19 protein-coding genes and 1 tRNA gene are annotated in these 24833 nt (G+C 58.0%); 7 read left to right on the top strand and 13 right to left on the bottom strand.

The window, feature by feature from the left end:
• Nucleotides 1-56: 56 nt before the first annotated feature.
• The 3 genes from QNI81_RS06055 to QNI81_RS06045 all read left to right on the top strand — a co-directional run bounded on the left by QNI81_RS06055 (nucleotide 57) and on the right by QNI81_RS06045 (nucleotide 4745).
• Nucleotides 57-1109, top strand: a complete 1053-nt coding sequence (locus QNI81_RS06055) for an ABC transporter permease (protein ID WP_005617913.1) — start codon at nucleotides 57-59, stop codon at nucleotides 1107-1109.
• A gap of 15 nt (nucleotides 1110-1124) precedes the next feature.
• On the top strand, nucleotides 1125-2561 hold the full coding sequence (locus tag QNI81_RS06050) for an ABC transporter permease (RefSeq protein WP_283967697.1): 1437 nt from the start codon (nucleotides 1125-1127) through the stop codon (nucleotides 2559-2561).
• A gap of 96 nt (nucleotides 2562-2657) precedes the next feature.
• The gene (locus QNI81_RS06045; protein WP_114963722.1) at nucleotides 2658-4745 is read left to right on the top strand and encodes a dipeptide ABC transporter ATP-binding protein; all 2088 of its coding nucleotides are present in this window, start codon (nucleotides 2658-2660) and stop codon (nucleotides 4743-4745) included.
• 141 nt (nucleotides 4746-4886) lie between these two features.
• Here QNI81_RS06045 and QNI81_RS06040 read toward each other — a convergent pair whose 3' ends face one another.
• The 4 genes from QNI81_RS06040 to QNI81_RS06025 form a co-directional block, all read right to left on the bottom strand.
• Nucleotides 4887-6302 carry a tetratricopeptide repeat-containing sulfotransferase family protein gene (locus QNI81_RS06040; RefSeq protein WP_009176204.1) on the bottom strand — a complete coding sequence of 472 codons (1416 nt, stop codon included), beginning with the start codon at nucleotides 6300-6302 and terminating at the stop codon, nucleotides 4887-4889.
• 128 nt (nucleotides 6303-6430) lie between these two features.
• Nucleotides 6431-7567, bottom strand: a complete 1137-nt coding sequence (locus QNI81_RS06035) for a cytochrome-c peroxidase (protein ID WP_283967696.1) — start codon at nucleotides 7565-7567, stop codon at nucleotides 6431-6433.
• A gap of 138 nt (nucleotides 7568-7705) precedes the next feature.
• Complete coding sequence (locus QNI81_RS06030) at nucleotides 7706-8080, bottom strand: hypothetical protein (protein WP_283967695.1); 375 nt, start codon at nucleotides 8078-8080, stop codon at nucleotides 7706-7708.
• A gap of 163 nt (nucleotides 8081-8243) precedes the next feature.
• A complete protein-coding gene (locus QNI81_RS06025; protein ID WP_005617923.1) occupies nucleotides 8244-8819 on the bottom strand; it encodes a lytic transglycosylase domain-containing protein in 576 nt (191 codons plus the stop codon).
• A 269-nt stretch (nucleotides 8820-9088) separates the two neighbouring features.
• Between QNI81_RS06025 and ssb the strand changes: the two genes are divergently transcribed.
• Nucleotides 9089-9622, top strand: coding sequence for a single-stranded DNA-binding protein (gene ssb / locus QNI81_RS06020; protein ID WP_009176836.1), 534 nt, complete (start codon nucleotides 9089-9091; stop codon nucleotides 9620-9622).
• A gap of 113 nt (nucleotides 9623-9735) precedes the next feature.
• On the opposite strand, the gene QNI81_RS06015 is transcribed toward ssb, so the two are convergent.
• From QNI81_RS06015 to QNI81_RS06000, 4 genes are all read right to left on the bottom strand, one after another.
• Complete coding sequence (locus tag QNI81_RS06015; RefSeq protein ID WP_283967694.1) at nucleotides 9736-12153, bottom strand: GcvT family protein; 2418 nt, start codon at nucleotides 12151-12153, stop codon at nucleotides 9736-9738.
• A 247-nt stretch (nucleotides 12154-12400) separates the two neighbouring features.
• Nucleotides 12401-13714, bottom strand: coding sequence for an HlyC/CorC family transporter (locus QNI81_RS06010; RefSeq protein ID WP_126136909.1), 1314 nt, complete (start codon nucleotides 13712-13714; stop codon nucleotides 12401-12403).
• 79 nt (nucleotides 13715-13793) lie between these two features.
• The gene (locus QNI81_RS06005; RefSeq protein ID WP_283967693.1) at nucleotides 13794-14747 is read right to left on the bottom strand and encodes a site-specific tyrosine recombinase XerD; all 954 of its coding nucleotides are present in this window, start codon (nucleotides 14745-14747) and stop codon (nucleotides 13794-13796) included.
• A 3-nt stretch (nucleotides 14748-14750) separates the two neighbouring features.
• Entirely contained in the window at nucleotides 14751-16283 is a 1533-nt protein-coding gene (locus QNI81_RS06000; protein ID WP_065325882.1) for a hypothetical protein, read from the bottom strand.
• 222 nt (nucleotides 16284-16505) lie between these two features.
• Here QNI81_RS06000 and QNI81_RS05995 point away from each other — a divergent pair, with 222 nt between their 5' ends.
• The 3 genes from QNI81_RS05995 (at nucleotide 16506) to QNI81_RS05985 (ending at nucleotide 18906) form a co-directional block, all read left to right on the top strand.
• Nucleotides 16506-17096 carry a shikimate kinase gene (locus QNI81_RS05995; protein WP_283967692.1) on the top strand — a complete coding sequence of 197 codons (591 nt, stop codon included), beginning with the start codon at nucleotides 16506-16508 and terminating at the stop codon, nucleotides 17094-17096.
• Nucleotides 17096-18217: a 3-dehydroquinate synthase gene (gene aroB, locus QNI81_RS05990; protein WP_283967691.1), complete on the top strand. Its 1122-nt coding sequence runs from the start codon at nucleotides 17096-17098 to the stop codon at nucleotides 18215-18217. The genes QNI81_RS05995 and aroB overlap by 1 nt, the downstream gene beginning before the upstream one ends.
• Before the next feature lie 65 nt (nucleotides 18218-18282).
• Nucleotides 18283-18906, top strand: coding sequence for a nucleotidyltransferase family protein (locus QNI81_RS05985; RefSeq protein ID WP_283967690.1), 624 nt, complete (start codon nucleotides 18283-18285; stop codon nucleotides 18904-18906).
• 15 nt (nucleotides 18907-18921) lie between these two features.
• Here the strand turns inward: QNI81_RS05985 and QNI81_RS05980 are convergent, their stop codons facing one another.
• The 5 genes from QNI81_RS05980 to QNI81_RS05960 form a co-directional block, all read right to left on the bottom strand.
• On the bottom strand, nucleotides 18922-19587 hold the full coding sequence (locus tag QNI81_RS05980; RefSeq protein WP_110364294.1) for a Hint domain-containing protein: 666 nt from the start codon (nucleotides 19585-19587) through the stop codon (nucleotides 18922-18924).
• A 526-nt stretch (nucleotides 19588-20113) separates the two neighbouring features.
• Nucleotides 20114-20917, bottom strand: coding sequence for an enoyl-CoA hydratase (locus QNI81_RS05975; RefSeq protein ID WP_283967689.1), 804 nt, complete (start codon nucleotides 20915-20917; stop codon nucleotides 20114-20116).
• Between the two features lie 63 nt (nucleotides 20918-20980).
• Nucleotides 20981-21808: an inositol monophosphatase family protein gene (locus QNI81_RS05970; RefSeq protein WP_283967688.1), complete on the bottom strand. Its 828-nt coding sequence runs from the start codon at nucleotides 21806-21808 to the stop codon at nucleotides 20981-20983.
• Between the two features lie 183 nt (nucleotides 21809-21991).
• A tRNA-Ser gene (locus QNI81_RS05965) sits at nucleotides 21992-22081 on the bottom strand.
• A 237-nt stretch (nucleotides 22082-22318) separates the two neighbouring features.
• Nucleotides 22319-24829: a DUF3772 domain-containing protein gene (locus QNI81_RS05960; protein ID WP_283967687.1), complete on the bottom strand. Its 2511-nt coding sequence runs from the start codon at nucleotides 24827-24829 to the stop codon at nucleotides 22319-22321.
• Nucleotides 24830-24833 lie beyond the last annotated feature (4 nt).

The raw sequence follows: 24833 nt of genomic DNA, 5'->3' as shown, positions 1-24833 counted from the left end.
GCGCCCAGCACCGAACGACCTCAGGGCCAGCTGACCGCCAGTCTGCAGGGGAACACATGGGACTATTCATATTGCGCCGCTCGGGCGTGATGATCATTACGGCGTTGTGCCTGACGTTCATCGTGTTCGTGATGACCAACCTCTACCCGAACCTCGAAAAGCTCGCCAAAACCGAGGGCAATTTCCGAATGTCGGACGAAGCCGTTGCAAGCTGGCTGGACAAGAATGGCTACGGCCAGCCGATGCTGGTCAAATATGGTCAATGGCTCGGTGTTGTGCCGGGGTGGCAACGCCTGAGCGATGAGGGCGTCACCGGACGCTGTATTGATGGTGCCGTTTCAGAAGATGAGGCCGCGCAAGCCCCACGTTTCTGCGGTATCCTGCAGGGCGATTGGGGGTACTCCACCCGATTTAAGACTGATGTGAGCGAGATCATCCAGACCCGGCTTGGCAACACCGGCTATCTGATGATGTGGGTTTTGATCCTGATGGTGCCTTCGGCGCTCATTATTGGTGTGCTGGCGGGCATGCGAGAAGGCTCTGCCACCGATCGGTCGCTGTCAACGCTGTCCATCATGACCACCGCAACGCCGGAATATGTCTCCGGCGTGATCTTCATTGCTGTGTTCACCTCCTCCACCGTGGGGCTCAAGTGGTTCAAGGGCACCGCCACCTCAGCGATGGAAAACCCGACGTTTGAGAACTTCTTCCTGCCGGTTCTGACCATTGCGCTTTATGGCATGGGGTATATCGCGCGCATGACACGCGCCTCGATGACCGAGGTGATGACCGCGCAATATATTCGGACCGCGCGCCTTAAGGGGGTGAGCTTTCCCAATATCGTCCTGAAGCACGCCCTGCGCAACGCGCTGATTGCCCCATTTACGGTCATCATGTTGCAGTTCCCATGGCTGTTGAACGGTGTGGTGATCGTCGAAAGCCTGTTCAATTACAAAGGTTTCGGCTGGTCGCTGGTAGAGGCTGCGAGCAACAATGACATTGAGCTTCTACTGGCGATCTCCGTTGTCTCTGTCGTCGTGGTTCTGCTGACGCAGCTGATTTCCGACATCGGCTACATCTTCCTGAACCCTCGCATTCGCATCTCATAAGGCAGGAGGCATCTCATGGACCCTTTGACTTGGACAGGCTCTCTCGCCTTCATCACTCCGATCTTTATGATCGCATTGCTTTTATTGGCAGCAACCATCGCCATCTGGATTGTTGTCTCGATCTTCAGCGCTGGCACCCGTCATGTGGCAAATGCCGATGGCACCATGTCGCTTGCGGGCAATCCGCAGGCGATGGCGGCACTGGGGGTGCGTCTGGCCTTTCTCGCCGTCGCAGCCCTCGGGTTGACCTATCTGGTCATGGGCCTGATCATGGGCACAGAGGCCGGAATTGTTGGGGCCATGTCGCGACAGATGTGGCCCACATGGCTGGCGCTCGTAACGCTGTTTAGCCTGTCGATCCTCTTTAAACGTCGCTTGGGTCTTTATGGAAAGCTGTTTGACAGCCCCATTGGCATGGTCGGTTTTACCCTTGTGATGTTCTGGGTCTTTACCGGTGTGTTTGCGGCGATGGATCTGATCGCCACGCACGATCCGCTGGCGCAAGCTTCTGGCATGAAAAACAAAGTACCCGGCACGCCATTACGCGGTGCGGAGGCAGGCGAATATGCGTGGTATCTCTTGGGCGGCGACAATCTCGCACGAGATGTGTTCTCGCGTATGGTCAAGGGCGCTTGGGAGGTTCTTAAATACGCGCCGCTTGCAACGCTCTTTGCCTTTATGGTCGGGATCACGCTGGGCCTGCCCGCTGGGTATTACGGGGGGAAACTCGACACCTTCCTGTCCTTCCTCGCCAACCTCATTCTGGCCTTTCCGGTGATCTTGCTGTTCTACTTGCTGGTCACACCTGAGATTGTCGCAACCGGCTTGCCACAGTTTATGGCGGTCGTGCTTTTCGCCTTTCCGATGGTGTTTTGCGGCGTGCTGATCCATTCGAGGTTTCGCACGCAACCGGCGAAAAACACCTTCTGGCTGCTGCTGGTTCTGGGGCCAATCTTTCTTCTCTATATGTCTCTGATCAACGCCCAAGGCTCCAAGATCGACTTCTGGCCTTTGGACTTCTTTGACATTCCGGGCGGCGTGTTGGTGGTTTTTGTGTCGGTGGTTTTCGTGAACTCACCCACTGTGTTTCGGATCGTGCGTGGCCTTGCGATGGACATCAAGACCCGAGACTATGTGGCAGCGGCACAAACCCGTGGCGAGCGCCCGTGGTATATCATGCTCTGGGAGATCCTGCCCAATGTGCGTGGGCCGCTGATTGTCGATTTCTGTTTGCGCATCGGCTACACCACCATCCTCTTGGGGACGTTGGGCTTTTTCGGTCTTGGCCTGCCCCCTGAAAGCCCGGACTGGGGGTCCACCATCAATGATGGGCGCAAACTCCTGTCGATCTACCTGCACCCGGCCCTGCCGCCTGCGGTGGCGTTGATGAGTTTGGTGCTGGGGCTGAATTTGCTGGCGGACGGCCTGCGCGAAGAAAGCCTCCGGGACTGATGAAAGCACTGCCGGGGGCGCTGCCCCCGGACCCCCGAGATATTTTGGGTTAGAAGAGGTTGATCACGCCTCATTCCGCCCACCAGGGAGACCAAAATGAGCAAACTTGCAGATTATGACGGCCCGATCCTTGAGATTGACAAGCTGTCGATCTCCTTCTTCACCCGCTTGCGCGAAATTCCGGCGGTGATGGATTTCTCTGTCGCGGTGCAACCGGGGGAAGCCGTGGGGCTGGTGGGAGAATCGGGTTGCGGGAAATCCACCGTGGCGCTGGGCGTGATGCAGGACCTTGGCAAGAACGGACGCATCGTTGGCGGGTCGATCAAATTCAAAGGGCGCGATCTGGCCCAGATGAGCGCCGATGAGCTGCGCGATGTGCGCGGCAATGAGATTGCGATGATCTATCAGGAGCCGATGGCCTCGCTCAATCCGGCGATGAAGATCGGCAAACAGCTGATGGAAGTGCCGATGATCCACGAAGGTGTTGGCGAAAAAGAGGCCTATGCCCGCGCCCTGGAAGTGGTGACAGACGTTAAGCTACCGGACCCCAAGCGGATGCTGAATTCCTATCCGCATCAGCTCTCTGGCGGTCAGCAGCAGCGGATCGTTATTGCGATGGCGTTGATGTCGAAACCGTCGCTGCTGATCCTCGATGAGCCGACCACCGCACTGGACGTGACGGTGGAAGCGGCTGTAGTGGAACTGGTCAAGGATCTGGGCAAGAAATACGGCACCTCGATGCTGTTTATCTCTCACAACCTCGGGCTGGTGCTGGAGACCTGCGACCGGATTTGCGTGATGTATTCAGGCGAGGCGGTGGAGCGTGGCTCAATCGAGGATGTGTTTGATCACATGCGTCACCCCTACACGCAGGCGCTGTTTCGGTCGATCCCGCTGCCCGGTGCGGATAAGAACGCACGCCCACTGGTGGCAATTCCCGGCAACTTTCCCCTGCCCCACGAGCGCCCAAAAGGCTGCAATTTTGGGCCGCGCTGCGATTACTTTGAGGCTGGGCGCTGTGATGCAGGAGACATCCTGATGGAACCCGTACCCGGCAATGAGCGCCACCATACGCGCTGTCTGCGTTTTCAGGAGATCGACTGGGACGCGCCCATCGCACTGGGCGAACAAAAGGCCAAGAATGAGCCGGGGCGCGTTGTGCTTAAGATGGACAAGCTCAAGAAATATTATGAGGTTACCGCCAATGCGCTGTTTGGCGGTGGCGCCAAGAAAGTGGTCAAGGCCAATGAGACGCTGAGTTTCGAGGCGCGCGAATCCGAAACCCTAGCGATTGTCGGTGAATCGGGTTGCGGCAAATCCACTTTTGCCAAAGTGCTGATGGGGCTGGAGACCGCCACCGACGGCGAAATCCTTCTGGACAATCGCAACATCGAGGATGTCCCGATTGAGGCGCGCGATCCCAAGACGATTTCCGATGTACAGATGGTGTTTCAAAACCCGTTTGACACGCTCAACCCGTCCATGACCGTGGGGCGTCAGATCATCCGGGCACTGGAGATCTTTGGCATCGGTGACAATGACGCGGCCCGCAAACAGCGGATGCTGGAGTTGTTGGATCTGGTAAAACTGCCGCGTGCCTTTGCCGACCGGATGCCCCGGCAGCTTTCGGGCGGGCAAAAGCAGCGGGTGGGTATTGCCCGCGCTTTCGCCGGTGGGGCACGGATTGTTGTCGCGGATGAACCCGTATCGGCACTGGATGTTTCGGTTCAGGCCGCCGTCACCGATCTGTTGATGGAAATTCAGCGCAATGAGAAGACAACGCTGTTGTTCATCAGCCATGATCTGTCGATTGTACGCTACCTGAGCGACCGGGTTATGGTGATGTATCTCGGCCATGTGGTTGAACTCGGCGACACCGAACAAGTGTTCTCGCCCCCTTATCATCCTTATACCGAGGCGCTGTTGTCGGCGGTTCCCATCGCCGACACCTCGGTCGAGAAAACCCATATCGTGCTGGAAGGCGATATCCCGTCGGCCATGAACCCACCATCGGGTTGCCCGTTTCAGACCCGATGCCGCTGGAAATCAAAGGTGCCCGGCGGGCTTTGCGAGGTTGAGGTCCCACCGATTCAGACACTTGCCGGTGGGCACCAAATCAAATGCCACCTGAGCGATGAAACGCTCGAGAGCATGGAGCCGGTGATCAAAATCGCTGCCGAGTGATTTGGCTCCGCACCTGCCCTTGCAGGGTAAATCGCGACGTAAAAAGGCCTCACCTGTTCGGGTGAGGCCTTTTTATTTTCTTACATTCCGGTGAATGCAGCAGGGGCGTATCTATACGCGGCCTGCCAAGCCGTCACAGGATCAGCGCAGCGTTGCGTCAAAGGTTTCCCATGCCGACACCCAGCGCTCGCCGCCAAGCTCATCAAAGACAGGCTTTAGCTGGGCCTCATAGGGCTGCCACTGGTTTTGGGTCTCAGTGGAAAGTTCCTCCTGACCCAGCATGGTGGCGATATTGTCCACATCACACAGCGCGTTTGGCTTTAGACATGCTGCGTTGAACTCCAGACCTGCATGCTCCAGCAGCAGGCTGATTTCGCGCTCCGAGTTCTGCACCAGCGCCTCGTAGGACTGAAGACGCATGGTGTCGCCAAGTTTCGCGGCATAGTTGGTCGCGGAGGAATAGACAGTCCGCATCACCTGCGCGATCCATTCCGGACGTGACGCAAGCGCATTTCCGTTCAGCACGTTAGACGCGATATTGGCGAGCGCTGTCTCCATCGGATGGCGCGACATAAAAACAAACTTCGCCTCCGGGAACAGGAACTGCGCCAGACCAAACTCCAGGCACCCCAGCGGGTGTGCGTCAACAATGGTCTTGCCACCGGCAACCTGACCACCCAGAGCACGCTCCAGATAATACTGGCGGAAGATGTCGATTTCTTCAGCGCTCAGTTGCTCCAACCAATCCCAGTAGTTACAGGGACGACCGGTTTTTGCCAGATGCATACGGATGGCGCCGTGGGTGCGCGACAGAGCCGTGTTTTCCCCAACGCTAAAGACGCCCGGATGCTGCGCCATGATACGATCAACCAGACCGGTGCCCGCCATCGGCATACCGCCGACAAAGACCAGCTTGGGCAGAAGAGAGGCATCCTCAGAGGCCGGGCGCGGCTCAAACATCTGTTCCTGTTCAGCGACCATTTCGTCAAAGATGGCCGGAGCGAAGGGACCAGCGACTTCTTGACGCGCGGATTGGAACAGGGTGAAGGCAGCATCCACCTCGCCCGCGGCATGGGCAATTTGCGCCAGCGCATAATGGATCAATGCGCGATGCTTGCTGTCGAGGTTTTCACGCTCGGACAGAGAAATCATGCGCTGCGCATAGAGGCTATCGACAGCGAACGTCTCAATCCCGTTGAGCGCAGTCAGCGCCGGGATAGAATTGGGATCGCGTTTCAGAACCTCTTCAAAGGCCTGTTCTGCGCCCAGCAGATCGCCCTTGGTCTGCAGCATCAGTCCGAGTTTACCCCAGGCGGATGTATCATCAGGTGCGTTTTCGGTGATGTGGCGCATGACGTTGACAGCGTTGTCGTAATCACGCATCTCAAAAAAGCAATCGGCGGTGCGATCAAGCAGGCCAGCATCCAGCTCACCTGATTGAACAAAGGGCAGCATCACGCTGAGAGAGCGCGCATATTTGCCCGTGGCCATCAGACCGTCGACTGTTGCAAATGCCTCGGTCAAGGCATCAGGAGTGTGGCTGTTTTCTACCAGCATGTGTTGTTCGCCCTTCTGTAACGATGGGCCGAAATTGCTGGACAGAAGTGAATCCTCGGTAAAGCGCTTGGTTCGAAAATGTGTCTTTTTCTTGGAATTTAACGCCCAACTCGTTGATGAGAGGTGACCTACTCTTTCAGGAGCGCCTCATAACGGGAATCAGTGAGCGTTTTTAGAAAGGCAACCAGCGCATCGATCCGTCGGTCATCCAGCGCAGGCCCATGCGTCAGCTCTGTTTCGGATAGTGTCTCTGCCACCGGAATATCGCCCCAAGGCGCGCCGGTTTCCGGGTTGATCTGCGCGCTCTCGGCTTTGCTGTTGTAGCGATTATAAAACGCAACAACCGTGCGCAGATCCTGAAAGACCCCATTATGCATATAAGGACCGGTCACCGCCACATTGCGCAGGGTCGGCGTCTTGAACTTGCCGCGCTCCTTTGGATCATTCACCAAAGGATTATCGAGCAACCCGTTGTCGACCCAATCCGCAGCGACCCCGTTTTCGGATCGCCCAGCAAGGTTCGCAGGCACGCCGATATTGTGATAGCGGAAATCAGTGAAAGGCTCAGCCGGGTCCATCGCACTCCGGCGCAGCTGGTGACATTGATTGCAGTTGGTGAACTGCTGCGAGAAGAACAACAGCCGTCCTAATTCTTCTTCGTTTGTCAGTTCCGCCGCGCCGCGAAGAAAACGGTCATATTTGCTGTCAAAGCTCTGAAAGGTCTCAGTGCTCTCGAAACTTGCAAGCGCTGCGGTGAGCGCCTCAAACCCTGCCTCTACATCCTTTGTAATGTCGACGTCATAGAGGGTTTGAAAGGCGGTGACATAATCTTCCTGCTCGGCCAGACGGGCCATCGCATCCGCTTCTGTCGCAAGCCCGAGTTCAATCGGGTTGAGGATCGGCCCTCCGGCTTGCGCCGCGAGGTCAGCGGCCCGCCCATCCCAGAACTGCCCGCCCACCCATTCACCATCTGCGTTTTGATGAAATGCCGGCGACAGCATTGCATAGGCCGCAGTCGGCGCATGGCGCGCGCCGAGCGACTGGCCGTCGTCTCCGCGTGAAAACGCGCCCTCAGCGTCCCGGCGCGGGTCAGCAAAACCGGCATTTGGATCATGACAGCTGGCACAGGATTGGGTGCGATTAAGTGAGAGGTCCGTTTCAAAAAACAGTGCCTCCCCCAACTCCTCGGCCGTCTTAAAGGGGGCCGCAGCCAAAGGAACAGCGCTCAGCAACAGGCACGTGGTTTGGGACAGAAGCTTGAACATCGTAGTCTCCGGGATCGCCTAGGCGGTCTAGCGCAGCTCCGGGCCAAATTCCAGATGTAGAAAGGACGCAGCCCTTAGAGAGCTGCGCCCTTTCTCACTCCCACAGTCCCACCCGCGGGTATTCTCACTCTCTGGTGCTCAGACCAGATAAACAATCAACACGGTCAGCAGGTTGATCGACGCAAATTGCAAAAGTTCAGGATTGGACTTTGCCCGCATGGCACCCAGAACCGCCGCCAACACAGCGGCTGCAAAACCGCCAAGCGCCAGCGCACCGATCACATCGCCAAAGAAGCCCGTGCCCGCGCCCCAAGGTGAGCCATCAAGCCCCATCCCTTTTAAGAGAAGTCCAAGCAGCGCTCCCAGTGCGACCCCAAGCAGAGACGGGCCAATGTCGCGGCCTGCATCATGACCGTGATGATCAAGAATCCTGTCAACCAGTTCAGGACGCGGTCTTGCGCCGGGTTCCCAACCCATGCGTGACACCTGACCTTCAAACGATTTCCCACTCACTGCACTTCCCTCCGTGTTGAGGGAGAGATTTACGTCTGATTAAGGCAGATTAATGACCCGTTAACGAAGGTCGCGGGGCAAATGGTTAACGCGTCGTAACTTTTTGACTTCCAGCGCCCGAACTTCGGCAGAATCCCGCCAGCGTTTTGCGGTTGTTTGCCGATTAGCTGCCGAGAATTTTGCGCACGTAGTTTTGGGTTTCCTTGTAAGGCGGCACGCCTCCGTGGCGCGTCACAGCCTCCGGTCCCGCATTATATGCCGCCAGTGCAAGCCGCCATGAGCCGAACTTGCGATATTGTTGCGCGAGGTATTTGGCACCGCCGCGCAGGTTCTCTGCGGGCACCAACGGGTCGACCCCCAGTATACGAGCGGTCTGCGGCATCAACTGGGCCAGTCCCAGCGCCCCTTTGTGCGACTGGGCGGCAGGGTTCCAATTGCTCTCTTGCTGCACCAAACGCAGGAAAAGATCCTCAGGAACACCATTTGCACGCGCCGCACTGCGGGCCACCTCAAGATACTCGCCACGATAACTGCCCCGGTAAATGGGCAAGACATCGTCCTTGAGACTGTCTGGTTTCAGCCGTTCTGAGCCGCGATACTGGCTGGCACCGCGGGTGTCCAAAAATTTGGTTTGTGCCGCAAATACTTTGCGCTTGGTATTGTTGTTGAACAGATCAGCGGCCACAGCAGGTGTGGCCAGAACCGTCACGATGAGGGCAGCAGTCGAAATACGTTGCATGTGATAAATCGAAAACTCGTCGGTTTAGCTGGCGACAATATAGCGACCCGGTCCGTAAAATGAAAGGTAACAGCACCACCCTGCCGCTGTGTGGCCCTGACAACAGCGTAAATCTGGTGTTTGACCGTCAATCCCGCGCCTGATGCTCTTTCATCGCACGGTCAGGCTCGTTACTCTGCCCTGCAGACAATGGGCGGGATTCGACATGCCGCTCCGGCGATGCGCCGCAATCGCTCACGAATAGATAAGAAACAAAGGACAGGACCCACATGGCCGGATCCCTGAACAAAGTAATGCTCATCGGCAACCTTGGCCGCGATCCGGAAGTGCGTAGCTTCCAGAACGGCGGCAAGGTCTGCAACCTGCGGATCGCGACGTCGGAGACGTGGAAGGACCGCAACACCGGTGAGCGCCGTGAAAAAACCGAATGGCACTCTGTTGCGATCTTCAACGAAGGTCTGGTGCGTGTCGCAGAGCAATTTCTGCGCAAAGGGTCCAAGGTCTACATCGAAGGCCAGCTGCAAACCCGCAAGTGGCAGGACCAGAGCGGTCAGGACCGGTATTCTACCGAAGTCGTGCTGCAAGGCTTTGGCTCGACGCTCACCATGCTAGATGGTCGCGGCGAAGGTGGCGGCGGCGGTGGCTTTGGTGGTGGTCAAGGCGGTGGCGATTACGGTGGCGGCGGTGGCGGCTACGGTGGTGGTGGCAGCTACGGCGGCGGCGGTGGCGGCGGCAACCAAGGCGGTGGCTTTGGTGGCGGTGGCCCCTCGCAAAACATTGACGACGACGAAATCCCGTTCTGATCGTCAGACACCTACGCCAAATAGATCAAGGGCCGACAAGTGTCGGCCCTTTTTTATTACCTGATATTCTGTTGCCTGACGTTCTATCGCCGGCCTACAGCGAGCGTTTGAGCTTATCCGCGCATGCGTGCGCCGTCCGCATCAAACAGTGGTTCTGTAATCAGGCGAGCCGCATGTTTCTTGCCAAGGATTTCAATCTCGACCGTCAGCCCTTCGCGAGCGCGCTCCACCGGCACAAACCCAAGCGCAATGGATTTCTGTGCGAAGTGGCTGTAGCCGCCAGAGGTGCAGAACCCCACCACGTCGCCGTCCAGCCAGATCGGCTCATAAGCGACCACATCCGCATCATCTGCATCGACCTCAAAGGCACAGAGCTTGCGGCTGACACCTGCATCCCGCTCCGCTTCGGCTGCGGCGCGACCGATAAAATCAACCGGTTTCTTAAAGGAGATAAAGCGGTCCAGACCGGTCTCTGCAGCGGTGTAGTCCGGTGAAAACTCCGACAGCCAAGAGCCGAAGAACTTGTCGAGCCGCAGGGACATCATCGCGCGCATGCCGAAAGGTTTCATGCCATGGTTTTGCCCCTCGCCCCACAGAACACCCCAGAGCGCGCGCTGACTGGGAAGGTCACAATAGATCTCGTATCCAAGATCGCCGGTGTAGCTCACCCGTTGCACCACGCACTCCACCATGCCCACGGTCAGGCGGCGCACATCTAGAAAACGCATATCGGAGATATCGCTGCGCGTGCAGGCCTGCAGCACCTCGCGCGCCTTGGGGCCAGCGATCTGAAAGCCGTTCACCTGATCGGAGACATTGTCGACCGTCACACCCTCATCGAGGTTCTGCAGGAACCAACGCATGTGGTAGGCCTGCGCGCCATAGGACGCCGTGAGCTGGAAATCACCTTCGCCAAGGCAAGAGATGGTGAAATCCCCAATCAATCGCCCCTTCGGCGAGAGCATCGGCGTCAGGCTGAGGCGCCCCTTTTGCGGAACACGCCCCGCCATGATCCGATCGAGCCAAGCGCGGGCACCCGCGCCTTTGACACGGTATTTCCCGAAGTTGTGGATCTCATTGATCCCAACCGCCTCGCGCACCGCCTTTACTTCCCGCGCTGTGGCATCAAAAGCGTTGGAGCGGCGGAATGAGGGTATCTCGTAGCGGGCCTCGCCGTCAGCCGCGAAATAGTTCGGGATCTCCATGCCGTATTGGTGGCCCCAGACCGCGCCCATATCGTCAAAAATGTCGTACATCGGCGTTGTGCGGAAGGGACGCGCCGCTGGAAGTTCCTCGTTCGGATAAGCGATGGAAAACCGTTTCTGGTAGTTCTCGATCACTTTGGGTCGGGTGTAGCCGGGTGTGATCCAATTGCCGTAACGTGCAACATCCATGGCGGCGGTGTCGCGTTCACATTCGCCGGTTGTCATCCATTGCGCCAGCATCAACCCGACGCCACCACCCTGAGAGAACCCCGCCATCACCGCACAAGCCGACCAGTAGTTTCGCACGCCCGGCACCGGTCCAACCAGCGGGTTGCCATCGGGTGCAAAGGTGAACGGTCCGTGGATCACCGATTTCACTCCCGCCTCAGCAAGCGCTGGGAAACGTTTATACGCAAAATCAATGCTGTCTTCGATCTTGTCAAAGTCGTCGGGCAACAATTCATGGCCGAAATTCCACGGCGTGCCATCTACGGCCCAAGGACGACAAGGCTGCTCATAAAAGCCGATGCAAAGCCCGCGACCCTCTTGCCGCAGATAGCTTTCGCCCGCCGGGTCCATGACATGGGGATGTTCGCCGCCGCCGTCGATGATCGCGGCAATCATCGGCACCTCGTCAGTGACGATATACTGGTGTTCCATCGGGTGCAGCGGGAAGTAAATTCCCGCCATCGCGCCAACTTCACGCGCCCAGAGGCCACCCGCATTGACGATATGTTCAGCGTGGATGGTGCCTTTTTCGGTTACCACATCCCATGTGCCGTCCGCACGCTGGTTGGTCTCAATCACCTTGCAGTGGGTCTCGATGCTGGCTCCCCCCATGCGCGCGGCCTTGGCATATGCGTGGGTCGTACCAGAGGGATCAAGGTGGCCATCAAGCGGGTCGTAAAGCCCACCGATGATCCCGTCGATATTGGTAACAGGTGCGATTTTCTTTATTTCTTCGGGGCTTACGATCTCAGTTTCAAGCCCCATAAAACGGTGCTTGGCCCGCTCCGCCTTCAACATGTCAAAGCGTTCCTGATTGTCCGCCAGTGTCACACCGCCCACATGGTGCAAGCCACAGGACATGCCGGTAATCGCCTCCAGCTCTTTATAGAGCTTAATGGTGTAGCCCTGCAGCGCTGCCATATTGGTGTCGCCATTAAGCGTGTGAAAGCCCCCCGCAGCATGCCATGTCGAGCCAGAGGTCAATTCCGATCGTTCGATCAGCATGACATCGGACCAGCCGAGTTTGGTGAGGTGGTAAAGAACGGAGCAGCCGACAACGCCGCCCCCGATAATGGCCACGCGGGTGGTGGTTTTCATGGGTCCGTCTCCCTGTCAGGATCGCATTTCCTTTCATTCTGGACACATGTGCCCATTAGTCCAGTCAAAAAACGACACTGCATGTCGCTCAGACATATCGCCCCTCCCGCCCGGCAGACCTATCCCTATCGGGATAGCCGTTCCGGTTGGGCCAAGCGCCGCGCGCCCCGAAGGGGCGCGCGGCGCTGGTCGCTTCGGGCAAAGCCCGAAGCGAAACACCTCTACAGAGATCGGCGCGAATTGCTTGTTAGCTGTTCAGGGGGCGGATTTTCAGACCGGTCACGCGATTGCCCTCTCGCGCCGTGACCTCGAAGCGGAAGCCATGGAAAGAGAACACTTGCCCCACGGTCGGGATCATCTGCGCCTCGTGAATAACAAGGCCCGCGACCGTGTTCGCCTCAAGGTCGGGCAGGTTCCACTCCATCGCCCGGTTCAGGTCGCGTATGGTGGTGGCACCTTCAACGATGAAGTTGCCGTCCCCGGTTTTGCGCGCAAAACTCTGTTCCGCCGGATCAAATTCATCCGTGATTTCGCCCACGATCTCTTCGAGGATGTCCTCGAGCGTGATCAGACCCTGCAACGAACCGTACTCATCCACCACCAGCGCAAAATGCGTTCGCATCCGTAAGAACTGGCGCATCTGATCATCAAGCGTGGTGGTCTCGGGAACGAAATATGGGGGTTTGCACACCTCAGCGATCTGAAAATCGCGCAGCGCCGAGGCATCCCCATCGGGACCGCCGATCTTGGCATACATCTGACGCAAAAGATCCTTAGCGTGCACAACACCGATAATGTTTTCCTGATCCTTGCGAAACAGCGGCAACCGTGTGTGCGAGGAGGTCAGACATTGCTCCAAAATGGCTTCGGGGTCTGCCTCGGCATCAATCATCTCAATCTTGGAGCGATGCAGCATGATCTCTTCGACGAAGCGGTCAGAGAGGTCGAGCGCCCCTAGAATGCGGTCGCGGTCTTCTTTCTCAACCACCCCCTCGGAATGGCCGATCTGAAGCGCGCCGACAATTTCCTCACGCACTGCCATGATGTGGCTGTCCGGGTCGATCTGAACACCAAAGATCCGCAGCACACCTCGCACAAAGAACCGCACAGCCCCCACGATGGGTGCCAGAATTTTTACAAGCGTCGAAATGATCGGCGCAACAGCGGCAGCTGCTTTTTCAGAGTTGGTGATGGCGTAGGTCTTGGGCAGAACCTCAGCGAAAATCAGCACCAGAAGGGTCATGACCAATGTCGCCAGCGCCACGCCGCTTTCGCCGAATATCTTGGTAAACAGAGACGTAGCAAGCGACGCTGCGAGAATGTTCACGAGGTTATTGCCCAAGAGAACCGAGCCAATCAGTCTCTCATTGTCCTCGGTGACTTCCAACGCCACCTCGGCACCGCGCGATCCCTTGTCGGCCTGACTGCGCAGCTTGCCGCGCGAGGCCGCCGTCAGCGCGGTTTCTGACCCTGAAAAGAACCCGGAAAGCACCAGCAACAGGACAATGCCGCCGGCAGTGATCCAGAAGGAAGTGTCAAGTACGGTAGCAGCGCTGTCCATTATTGGGTCCTGATGAGCGTGGGATTTCTGTGGTTATGGGGTGCAAGACGCTGTGGTTCAAGCGGCGCAGGCCTCTAATTCACTGGGAATCGTCGTCTTTTGTTGCAAGCGGATGATGCCGATGCACCAGTTCAGCCAGCCGCGCGTCCAGCACATGGGTGTAAATCTCGGTGGTGGCAATATCCGCATGCCCCAAAAGCGCTTGGATAGCCCGCAGATCTGCGCCGTTTTGCAACAGATGCGTGGCAAAGGCGTGGCGTAAAGTATGCGGCGTGACCTTTTCCGGCGAGACACCTCCCGCGACCGCAAGTTCCTTGATCAACAGGTAGAACCTGTGGCGGGTCAGATGGCCCTCTTTGCTGCGCGATGGAAACAGGAACCGAGAGGGCTTATGCCCCTGCCCTTCGCGCTTGTCTTCAACTGCGTCGCGCACCTCAATCCATGTGCTAAGCGCCATACGTGCAGGCGGTGACAGCGGCACCATCCGTTCCTTGCCGCCCTTGCCAAGGATCAACAGCATATTGGGATCGCCGCGTGCTGCCGAAACGGGCAAGGAGACCAACTCGCTCACCCGCATACCTGTGGCATAGAGCAGTTCCATCAGGCAGGTGTTTCGCAGCCTGTCGGCCTCGGTCCGGCCGACCGTGCGTGCGGCCCCAAGCAGCCTGTCGACCTCATTCTCATCAAGGGTCTTCGGCAGTGATTTTTCTCGCCCCGGCCCTTTGATCTGCAGTGCCGGGTTGTCTTGCCGCCACCCTTCCTCAAAGGCGAAACGATAGATCTGTTTGATCGCAGACAAGCGGCGGGCACGTGTGGCGCGGCTAAGACCCTCGGCGTCGCAAGAGATCAAGTAGGCCTCAATATCGCTCTGCTGCATCTGCGCAAACGACGTGCCTTTATGTGCCATCCAAGCTGCGACATTGCGCAGGTCGCGCCCATAGGCGAGCAGCGTGTTATGCGCGGCACCGAGTTCGGCGGCCTGCGCATCCAGAAAGGTGGAAATCCATTGCAGATCATCGTCAGGCGCGCGCATCTGTCAGCTTCCTCGCGGCAACAGCAACAGTTGCAGGGCAGCCCGGCGCGCAATGTCTTCAAGCCCCATCAGCCTGAACGCCGCAAGCGACAAGGCAGCCGCTTCCAGATTGCCATCCGCCCCGTGGCTGAAACTCTTCATGGTGACCAAAATGGCCTCTCCCAACCGTCCCTGATCCAACAACAGCTTCTGCGCGGCGGGCATTTCGCTCTCTTGCGCAAAGCCACGCACAATCGCCTTTTCCTGCGGGCTCGCCGCGAGATCCGATGCAGGCTCTCCCTTCGCAAGCGTGGCGAGGAAACGGCTCTGGCGGGTTTGATCCGGTGGCGTTGCGGCGGCGCTTTCGTACTCTGACGACAACAGACGCAAGCGCCATGCAATCACGGCTGCTTTCCCATCAAGTTTAATCTTGGCCAAGCGCGGCGCAAAGAGATCAGCCATCGCCATCTCAAGCCCCGCAGCCTGCGCCGCCGACCAGAATGCGGGCAAGGTTTTCCGCACGGCTTCCGCGCTTTGGGTATTCAGCGCGGTATCAAATCTCTGCACCGCTTCGACGCGGTCCCAAATCCCACCAGAAGCAGCGGGTTTGCGGTCCGTAAACAGGCCAAGCAGCTGGTTTGGGTTCATCGCGCGGCTGCGGGTCAGACGCTCGGCGGCCTCAAGCTGCGCTTTCCATCCCGCGATGTCACGCAGGTCCGCACTTGCGAAGGCACGGGGCAGCATTGTTGTGGGCATCGGCTCGCCAATCGCTTCGAACATACGAAACTCCAGCGGCGTGGGGCTTGCCGGTAGCGGCAGCGGTGGCATCCCTTCGTAAATGTCGGGATTAAGGAAGCGATCCAGAATCGCCATATCCTGTTTGCCAATGAGGGACAGCGCATCGGCTGTCTCCAGCATCAGGGCTGCGGTCGGCCAATCTCCCCGGCGCGCGGCACAGAAAATGCGCGCGGAATAATCCTGCATCAAATAAGGATCAGCCGTAAGCGCGGCGCAGCTGCGCTCTTCATCGCCATTTAGCAGTGTCGCATCAAACCACCGATCAAACCGCGCGGGGCTTTGGGTGGGCCCGGCCTCTTGGACCAAGGCCTGCACGGGTTCCGTCGCTCCCAATTCACGCAGCCGGTCCAGCCGCGCCAGCAAGATCTGATCATCATCGCGAAACGGCGGCCGTGCTTCCGTGAGTAAGAGCGTCATCAGCAGGGACTGCATCGCGGGCAGGTCATAGACCGGCACATCCCGGATAAGAGCGGCCAATTGATCCGCAGGACTGCCCTGCCAGAGGGTAATCGGCAGTCCCGTTCTGGCCTCAGGCACCAACCCCACCGGCGGCAACAATCGCTCCAGCGGGGTTACGGTAATATCGGGGCCATGCGCGCTCTGCGCCACGGGCGGCTCTTGCAAAAGTGTCGGCGGAATATTGGCAACCGGAGGAGCGGTATTCAGCCAATCAATCGCAGCCAGCGGTTCTCGCGCCAGCGCCGATGTCGCCGTCAGCAAAAATGCGCCAAGAGCCAGCGAGACGGTCTTAGTCGGCATTGAGCACCACAGGCTTGCGCACCTCCTCGGAGGGTGCTGAGAAATCCGCACCGAACCAAGGCCCTACGTAGGCATATGCAATCAACGCGATTGCCGCCAATAGGATGAGGATAGCCAAGTATTTTATTAAACGTGCCATGGGGGTCCCGGAGCCTGCTTCTTTGTGTGTTTTGAGAGTTTTATATATGGCCTTTTTGCCAATATCACGTCATTCACAGAAGAATGAGCGAAAATCACCAAATCACCAATGCGACGGCAGAAAGTTGCGCGCCGGGAAAATTGAAGAAGACCATTGTGCTGGTGGGGATGATGGGTGCCGGGAAAACCGCCGTAGGTCGGGCTTTGGCTGCGCGGCTGGATGTGCCGTTTCTCGACAGCGATCACGAGATCGAAGCCGCCGCCAATATGTCGATCCCCGAGATATTCGCCCGCGATGGTGAGCCGTTTTTTCGCGAGAAGGAACATCAGGTCATCACCCGTCTTCTAAAAGAAGAATGCGGGGTCCTGTCGACCGGTGGCGGTGCCTTTCTGGCGGAGCGAAACCGAACAGTGATGTCAGAAGCTGGTGTGTCCGTCTGTCTGCAAGCTGACCTTGAGGTGCTCTGGAAGCGCGTCAAAGGTCGCGACACACGTCCGCTGCTCCGGTCCCCCGATCCATACAAATCGCTCTCGGATCTTTATCACGCGCGGGTGCCGATCTATGCGCAGGCGGACCTCAAGGTGATCTCCGACGGGCAGGTTTCGATCGACAATATGGTGGACCGGGTGCTCGAGGCACTGCGCGCCCGTCCCGATGTACTGGAGTTTAATTGATGGAACAGATCGTTCATGTCCCTCTTGGTGCGCGCGCCTATGACGTGGTGATCGGACCGGATCTGGTGGCAGAAGCCGGTAAGCGGATTGCGCCCTTTGTAAGCCGCAAAAAAGTGGCGGTGCTGACGGATGAAACCGTGGCCGCACTCCATCTTGAGGCTTTGCGCGCAGGACTTGCCGCCGAGGGCATCGAAATGGAAGCGCTCGCCCTGCCCGCGGGCGAAGCCACCAAAGACTGGCCGCAATTTACGCGCGCGGTTGAGTGGCTGTTGGAAAAACGGGTTGAACGCGGCGATATTGTCATCGCCTTTGGTGGCGGCGTCATCGGTGATCTTGCAGGGTTTGCGGCATCTGTCCTGCGCCGGGGCGTGCGTTTCGTGCAGATCCCTACATCGTTGTTGGCGCAGGTCGACAGCTCTGTTGGCGGCAAAACCGGCATCAACGCTCCGCAAGGTAAAAACCTGATTGGTGCGTTCCATCAGCCCACCTTGGTGCTTGCAGATACTGCGATCCTTGGCACGCTCACGGAGCGTGACTTTCTCGCAGGCTACGGCGAGGTGGTGAAATACGGGTTGCTTGGAGATGCCGCGTTTTTTGACTGGCTAGAGGTCAACGCGCCCGCCATGGCGGCTGGCGACATGGCGCTGCGGGTCGAGGCGGTGGCGCGATCCGTCCAGATGAAAGCTGATATCGTGGCCCGTGATGAGACAGAACAAGGGGACCGGGCGCTGCTGAACCTCGGGCATACCTTCTGCCACGCGCTCGAAGCGGCAACAGGGTATAGCGACCGCCTGTTGCATGGCGAGGGCGTCGCCATCGGCTGCGCATTGGCGTTTGAGCTTTCGGCCCGTCTCGGGCTGTGCAGCCAAGAAGACCCCAGCCGTGTACGTGCGCACCTAAAAACCATGGGTATGAAGACCGATCTGGCCGATATCCCCGGCGATCTGCCCCCGGCTGAAGAATTGCTCCGACTGATGGGACAGGACAAGAAAGTGGTCGATGGCCAGCTTCGCTTTATCCTCGCGCGCGGCATTGGTGAGGCTTTTGTGACCGCCGATGTGCCACAGGATAAGGTGCTGGAGGTCCTGAACGACGCGCTGGCCCAGAGCCAACCCGCTTAGGTCTCACTATCCATTGAGTGTCAGGACGCCTTGCGGATAAGGTTGCCGTCAGAACAAGGTCGCCCATGACACTCAACCCCACATCTGGTGACGCAAATCTTGTGATCCTGCTGCTTGCTGCGGGTGCTTCAACGCGTATGCGAGGGGGCGATAAGCTGATGGAATGCGTCGCAGGTCAGCCGCTCATTGCGCATTTGGCGCAGCAAGCACGGGCAACCGATTTTGCTCTTTTTGTCACCCTACCCGACCTGGATCATCCGCGCGCAGGTGCCATTCACGGGGCAAAACTGATCCCAGTCTCCGGCGCAGACCAGGGCATGAGCGCGTCAATCCGCGCGGGGGTATCGAATCTTCCCGATGACACGGCGGGTGTGATGATCCTGCCCGCAGACATGCCGGAGATCACCACCGCAGATTTTCACGCGCTCGCGGATCAGTTTGATGGACCGAACGGCACGATCCTGCGCGCGAGCAGTGTGGACGATCAGGGCCAGCCTCACCCCGGTCATCCGGTCCTGTTTCCACGGCGCTGTTTTCACGCACTCAAAACCCTGACAGGCGACAGCGGTGCCAAGGCGCTTTTGAGGGTAGAATCGGTGAGGCACGTCCCCCTGCCCGGCCGCCACGCGCTGACGGATCTGGATACGCCGGAGGATTGGGCGGCGTGGCGCGCGGACCAAAATCGCTAGTGCCACGATGCAAAATTAGTGCAGCAACATCCGCGCTTCGCGTTCTTTCAGCTCACGGCGCGCAGAAGGATAGGCTTTTTGCCCCTCCTGTGTGCGAAGCTCTGGGAACAGTTCGAAAATCTCGTTGCGCTGGGCGTTGTCCAACCCACGCAGCGATTGGTCTACCGGTTGAAAACTCTCGGTCCACGCACCGTCAGACAGCACCACCTCGTGTTGATTGAACATGAAGTGAATGTAGGTCACCGCCGTGGTCACAATTGCATCGATCCCGGTCAGGCCGGTCAGATGTTTTGCCGCCACCAAGACCTCGCGATCCTCAAAATAGAGCGCGGTTTTATCGTTGGCGACCAACACACGGTGGTTGGGGCTGACCATCATATCGCGTTCTGGTAGACCGTTGCCCAATGCCCCCTGACGGATCAGGATTGGCTGCAAATGCGCGGCATGTGACAGATCTTCTTGCCCCATAGCGTTGTGGCCAAACCAGCGGATTTCCTGAATGCCATTGTCGCGGGTAATAACCCGATCCCCAACCCGCAGGTTTTCCACAAGGCGTTCACCACGCGGCGTTGCAATCAGTGTGCCGGGGGTAAAGCAGGGAGTGACCCGTTCGCAGCCCTGAGCCGAATTATGCCCCCCAGACGACGGCCTTTTCGGCGCGTTGTCGTGTGATTTGGCCATGCTGCGGTCTCCTTCACTGTCGTTAGGTCGAGGTTTGCCCCCGTTCCACCTCGCCCGCCATCATTCATGGCTGTGGCAAGGTTCCAAAGACATACCGGAGCTGAGGCAGTGCACCTAGCCGAAACGCCAGCGCCCGCCCTCCACAAGCATAGAGCAGCCACGAAATAGGTGAGTGTACTTCTCTTCTATTGTTTCCGTGAAACCACCGCTTTGCGGCATTGAGCTCGGCTGATCCACTAAATTTGGCTAAAATTTGCGCCTAATTCGCGCAGAGCGACAATGAGCGCGCCCATGACAGATCATTTGTTTCCGGTTCCGAAACTTGCGCCAAACCGGCACTGGGGTCTGATGCATTCAACGCATGCTCAATTCGGTGAAATCGATTGTTGCCCGGTTTGCTGGAAATCTCGCACCATGCCCGCTTCTGTTTCTCACCTATACGAAAAACACGCCCGAATCATCGCATCTTTGTGATCCGGGCGTCGAGGGCATAGCATTTGACGGTGAAAACCGGCGCGGTACAGGATCACTCGCCTGTCCAGTCCGGCATCGGAGATTTTGAGATAAACGCCCCGATCCCTGCCTCGGCATCGCGCGCCATCATGTTTTCGGCCATGGCCTGCCCTGCGTAGGCATAGGCGTCCGACAAAGACATCTGGGCTTGCTCATAAAACGCCGTTTTCCCGATCTTGATCGCTGCCGGAGATTTATCGGCGATGCGGCGGGCCAGATCCATGGTCTCTCGGCTGAGGTCTGCCAGTGGTACAACCCGATTGACGAGCCCCATCTCAGCCGCCCGCTGCGCGGAGATAAACTCTCCAAGCAACAGCATTTCCATAGCATGTTTGCGAGACAGGTTGCGGGTGAGCGCGACCATTGGCGTAGAACAGAACAAGCCAATGGTGACACCGGATGTTGCAAAACGGGCATCTTCAGCGGCGACCGCCAGATCACAGGTTGCAACCAGTTGGCAGCCCGCTGCGGTTGCGATGCCTGAAACTTCGGCAATCACTGGCTGCGGCAGCTCCACAATGGTCTGCATCATCCGCGAGCACGTGGCAAACAGCGCCTGGAAATAGTCATAGCCACCATCGCCCTGCTCACGCGCCGCAGTCATTTCCTTGAGGTTATGACCGGCGCAAAAGTGATCCCCCGCCCCGGAGAGGATCACCACACGCACACTGCGGTCCTTGGCGATGTCATCAAGCATCGATTGCAGCGCCTTCAGCATCGCCTCGGAAAGGGCATTGATACTACGCGGCTGATTGAGCGTCAGGCGCGCAACACCTGCGTCATCCTGCCGGGTGATCAATTGATTATCCTCTGACATGGCACTCCTCCCTATCGCCGGATGGAGCCTAGAACAGGCAACTGCCGCCGCCAAGAGACAGGGTTAACGCAGGCCAAGCTCCGATATGACCTCATCGCGCAACTGCTGACCGGTGGCGACCGTCAGATGCCCTTGGGTGAATTCAGGCGCATAATCACGACCATCAGAGAGTTGCGCATGTCCCCCCGCTTCCAACGCGGCCAACACGCCTGCAGCATGATCCCAGCAGTTCAGCCCTTCGGTCTGGACAAAGTCCACATGCCCTTGCGCCATCATTCGGTACTCATGGCAAGAACAGAACAAGGATGTCACGCGCTTTGCCCGTGCCATCCCCTGGACCACTGCCAGTTGATCGTCTTTGGCAAACATGAAGTGCGGTACAAATCCATTCGCCTCACTAAAGGCGCGCTGGGGTGCAACCTGCAGACGGCGCGGATCAAGGCCCGGAGACGCCATCCACGCGCCGCCCCCTAAGCTGGCCTGAACCCAGTCATCATTTACCGGGTCATAAAGGAGGCCAAAAACGGTTTTACCGCGCACCGTCACCGCAAGAATGACACCAAAGGTGGAAAGCCCATGCGCATAGTTCCAAGTGCCATCAATCGGGTCGACGATCACAGCAACCTCTGCGTCTGCGACCTGATCCAGAATGGCAGGATCTGCTGACACCGCTTCTTCGCCAATAACAACCGCGCCCGGAAGGATTGTCTGCAACGCGCGGGTTACATGTTCTTCTGCGGCGACATCGGCAACGGTCACCAAATCGATTGACGACGATTTCGCGGTGATCGCCCCAGCAGACAGATTGCGAAAGCGCGGCATGATCTCGATGCGCGCAGCATCTCTGACCATGGAAATAAGAGCGTTTTCAATGTCGTGATCCAACCGCATGCGACCTGTGCCTTCTGTAGGTGTCGATGCAATGGTCCTAGCGCCTCATGCAGAGAAGTTCACGCCCAAGAATGCGGACTTCTATGAAGTTTTGACGACACTTCAGCCAAGAGGCGCGCATCAAGGCAAATGCAACTTGCCTGATCACACGATCAAACTCAGGACACAGTCATTTTGGGGTTATGGCGGAGAGACAGGGATTCGAACCCTGGAGACGGTTTCCCGCCTACACACTTTCCAGGCGTGCGCCTTCGACCACTCGGCCACCTCTCCGTGGAGGCGACTTTTGATGCATTACGGAGGGGATTGCAATAGGCTTTCTAAGAAAAAGTTCAGTTTTTTTCCAATCCGTCCATTTCGCCCTAAGTATTTGTGAAGATGGAGTTAATCATCTGGTTTCCGGAGCAGTTCGCGCAGTGAAGCTTGCGGCTCCCCGCTCCGTTTCAGATAAAAAAACGCCGCTGCAGGAGATCCTGGCAGCGGCGTTATTTGTGCATCGGTTCTGTGGTCCTACCGGTCCGCGTCCCCATCTTCGCCGGGCGAAAGATCCGCGAGATCCGGCTTTGGCGGCGCCGACGTCTGTGGCTCTGATACCGGGGAGGAAGGCGTGGTTTTTATCTCCGGCGCAGATGTGCCGGACTGCAGCGCCTCGGGATTTCGAATCCAGATATCGCGCTGTGCGAATGGGATCTCGATCCCTTCTTCATCGAACCGTTTGGCGATCTCGTAGTTCATGTCGGATTTGACCGAGAGCACCCAGTTTACATCCCGTAGGATCGCCCGGATCTCGAAATCAAGACTATCTGCGCCAAAGCCCTGAAACACCACCGATGGCGGTGGGTTCATCAGCACCATCGGATGCGATTTCGCCACTTCGGAGAGGATCTCCTCAACCTTGCGAGGGTTGGTGCCATAGGCCACCCCGACAGGCACAATCACCCGCCCCACGGTATTGCCACGGGTGTAATTGGTCACTGTGCCCGAAATCAGATCCGAGTTCGGAACAATCACATCGGTGCGGTCAAAAGTCTCAATCCGGGTGGAACGCACAGAGATATCGCGCACATAGCCCATGAGACCGCCCACTTCGATCCAGTCCCCTTTGGAAACCGGGCGCTCGATCAACAAAATGATGCCCGACACAAAGTTCGACACGATGGTCTGCAGGCCAAAACCGATCCCGACTGATAGCGCACCAGCCACAATCGCCAGCGAAGACAGATCCAGCCCTGCAGTCGACACCGCGATCAACGCCGACAGGAAAATCCCGATATAGCCAACACCCGACACAATGGCGTTCTGCCCGCCGGGATCGATCTTGGTTTTTGGCAAGAGTGACGAGCGCAGGCTGCCTTGCAGGAGCCGCGTCAGCACATAGCCGCCCGCAAAGATCACCACAAAAGTCAGGAAGATCGTCGGAGAAATCTTGGTATCCCCGATGTCAAAGCCCTCAAGGAAGCGCGACCAAAGCTCGGTGAGATCAGAGGTCCGCGCGCCCCAGATCAGCGCAAAGAACGGCAGCGAGACCAGAGCCAGCACAAAGCCGGTCATTACCGCAAACAGCGAATCCTCTGCCCCTTGGCTGTTGCGCGTCACCCATCCGTAGATATCGGATAGGAAACGCTGCAAAATCATCAGGGTCGTGACCAGCGCAAGCGTCAAGATCACAGGATAAACGATTGCGATTGCGGCATTAATATACCCCAGCGCGCCTAAAACCGGAGCGATGAGTGCCAAAACAAACACCACGCGACGCAAGAGCGACATCGCCCGGCTTGCACCGGCAGCGATTGCGCCTTCGTCATCGTCACTGCCGTTATCACGTTCTTCCTGACGGCGTTGACGCACGCGGATGCGGTTCAACCGAACCAAGAGCAGCGAAGCCAGCAGGATGAGCGGCCAACTCAGGACCGCATAGGTGCCATCTGCAAAATTCTCGATCGTATCGAGCCGATCCAGCATCAGCTGCATCACCAGCACCAGCGCCAGAGATACAAGGATAACCCGGACCTGCCGTTGAAAACGCGGCTCAAACGGGATCAGCTCATTGGTGATTTCATAGACATAAAGCCGTTCCCCCAACCAGTGAGAGGCAAACAGGATCAGGGACCAAAGCGGCACATCGTCCAACAACAGCGTACCGCGCACCCCAAGGATTCCCGACAGATCAATGGCCCGGACCAGCAGCACCGTCCCGACATAAGGCAACAGGACCTGCAGAAGAGATACGATAAAACGCCATACCCCGGTGCCACGCCATCCCAACTCGCGCAGGTAACTCCCGGCCCGCCGCGCCCAATGGCGTCCACGGCCCAGCAACAGCAAAGCGCCCGCTGTTAGCAGAAGGATCACCGGCAAACGGCTGCGAATGCTCTCCCGCGTCGCAGGGTTCGAGAGAAGCCCTGCCGTCTCATGCCAAAACGCGCCCAGTACTTTTGCGGTATCCGCAAGAGCCGCTGGCCAGTTTTCAGGGTTCAACGGCATCGGGACGCGTTCCAACAGCGTGCGTGTGGCACGCTCCCGGATCAGCTTGTCAATCTCGGTGATCAGCCCCTGCGCCCGGCTGTAGCCCAGATCAGCCAAAACCTGAGGCGCGCTCAGTGTTGCAAGCTGTGACTGAAGCTCCTGGCGCAGTTTGGCGATATTTTCTGGCTCGCTGCCGCTGTCATCCGGAGCAGGCCCGAGCGCATCAATCTGCGCCCGCAGCGTTTTTAGCCGATCTGCATTCTGGTTTCCGGCGTCCAGAAACTGCTGGCGGTATTCGGTCAACTCGACCCGCAGCGCCTCCAGTGCACCGTTTGAGGCGCGACGGGCATCCAGCACCCGCTCTGCCCGATCAGCAGTGCGCTGCCACGCGTCGTAGTATTCGCCCAATTCGCCGGACGCCACGGTTTGAGCCAGATCTCGCGCTTCGGTCAGGCGCGTTTGATCACCATCGGTTTGCGCAGCAGCCGCAAGTGGCACAAGAAAACAGGTCAGCCATAGAAGGCCGACCTGAAGAAACGTTCTAAAGTTAGTCATTGGG

The organism is Tritonibacter sp. AK171, from assembly GCF_030127025.1.
GTDB lineage: Bacteria > Pseudomonadota > Alphaproteobacteria > Rhodobacterales > Rhodobacteraceae > Epibacterium > Epibacterium mobile.
This window is presented reverse-complemented; position numbering and strand designations above follow the sequence as displayed.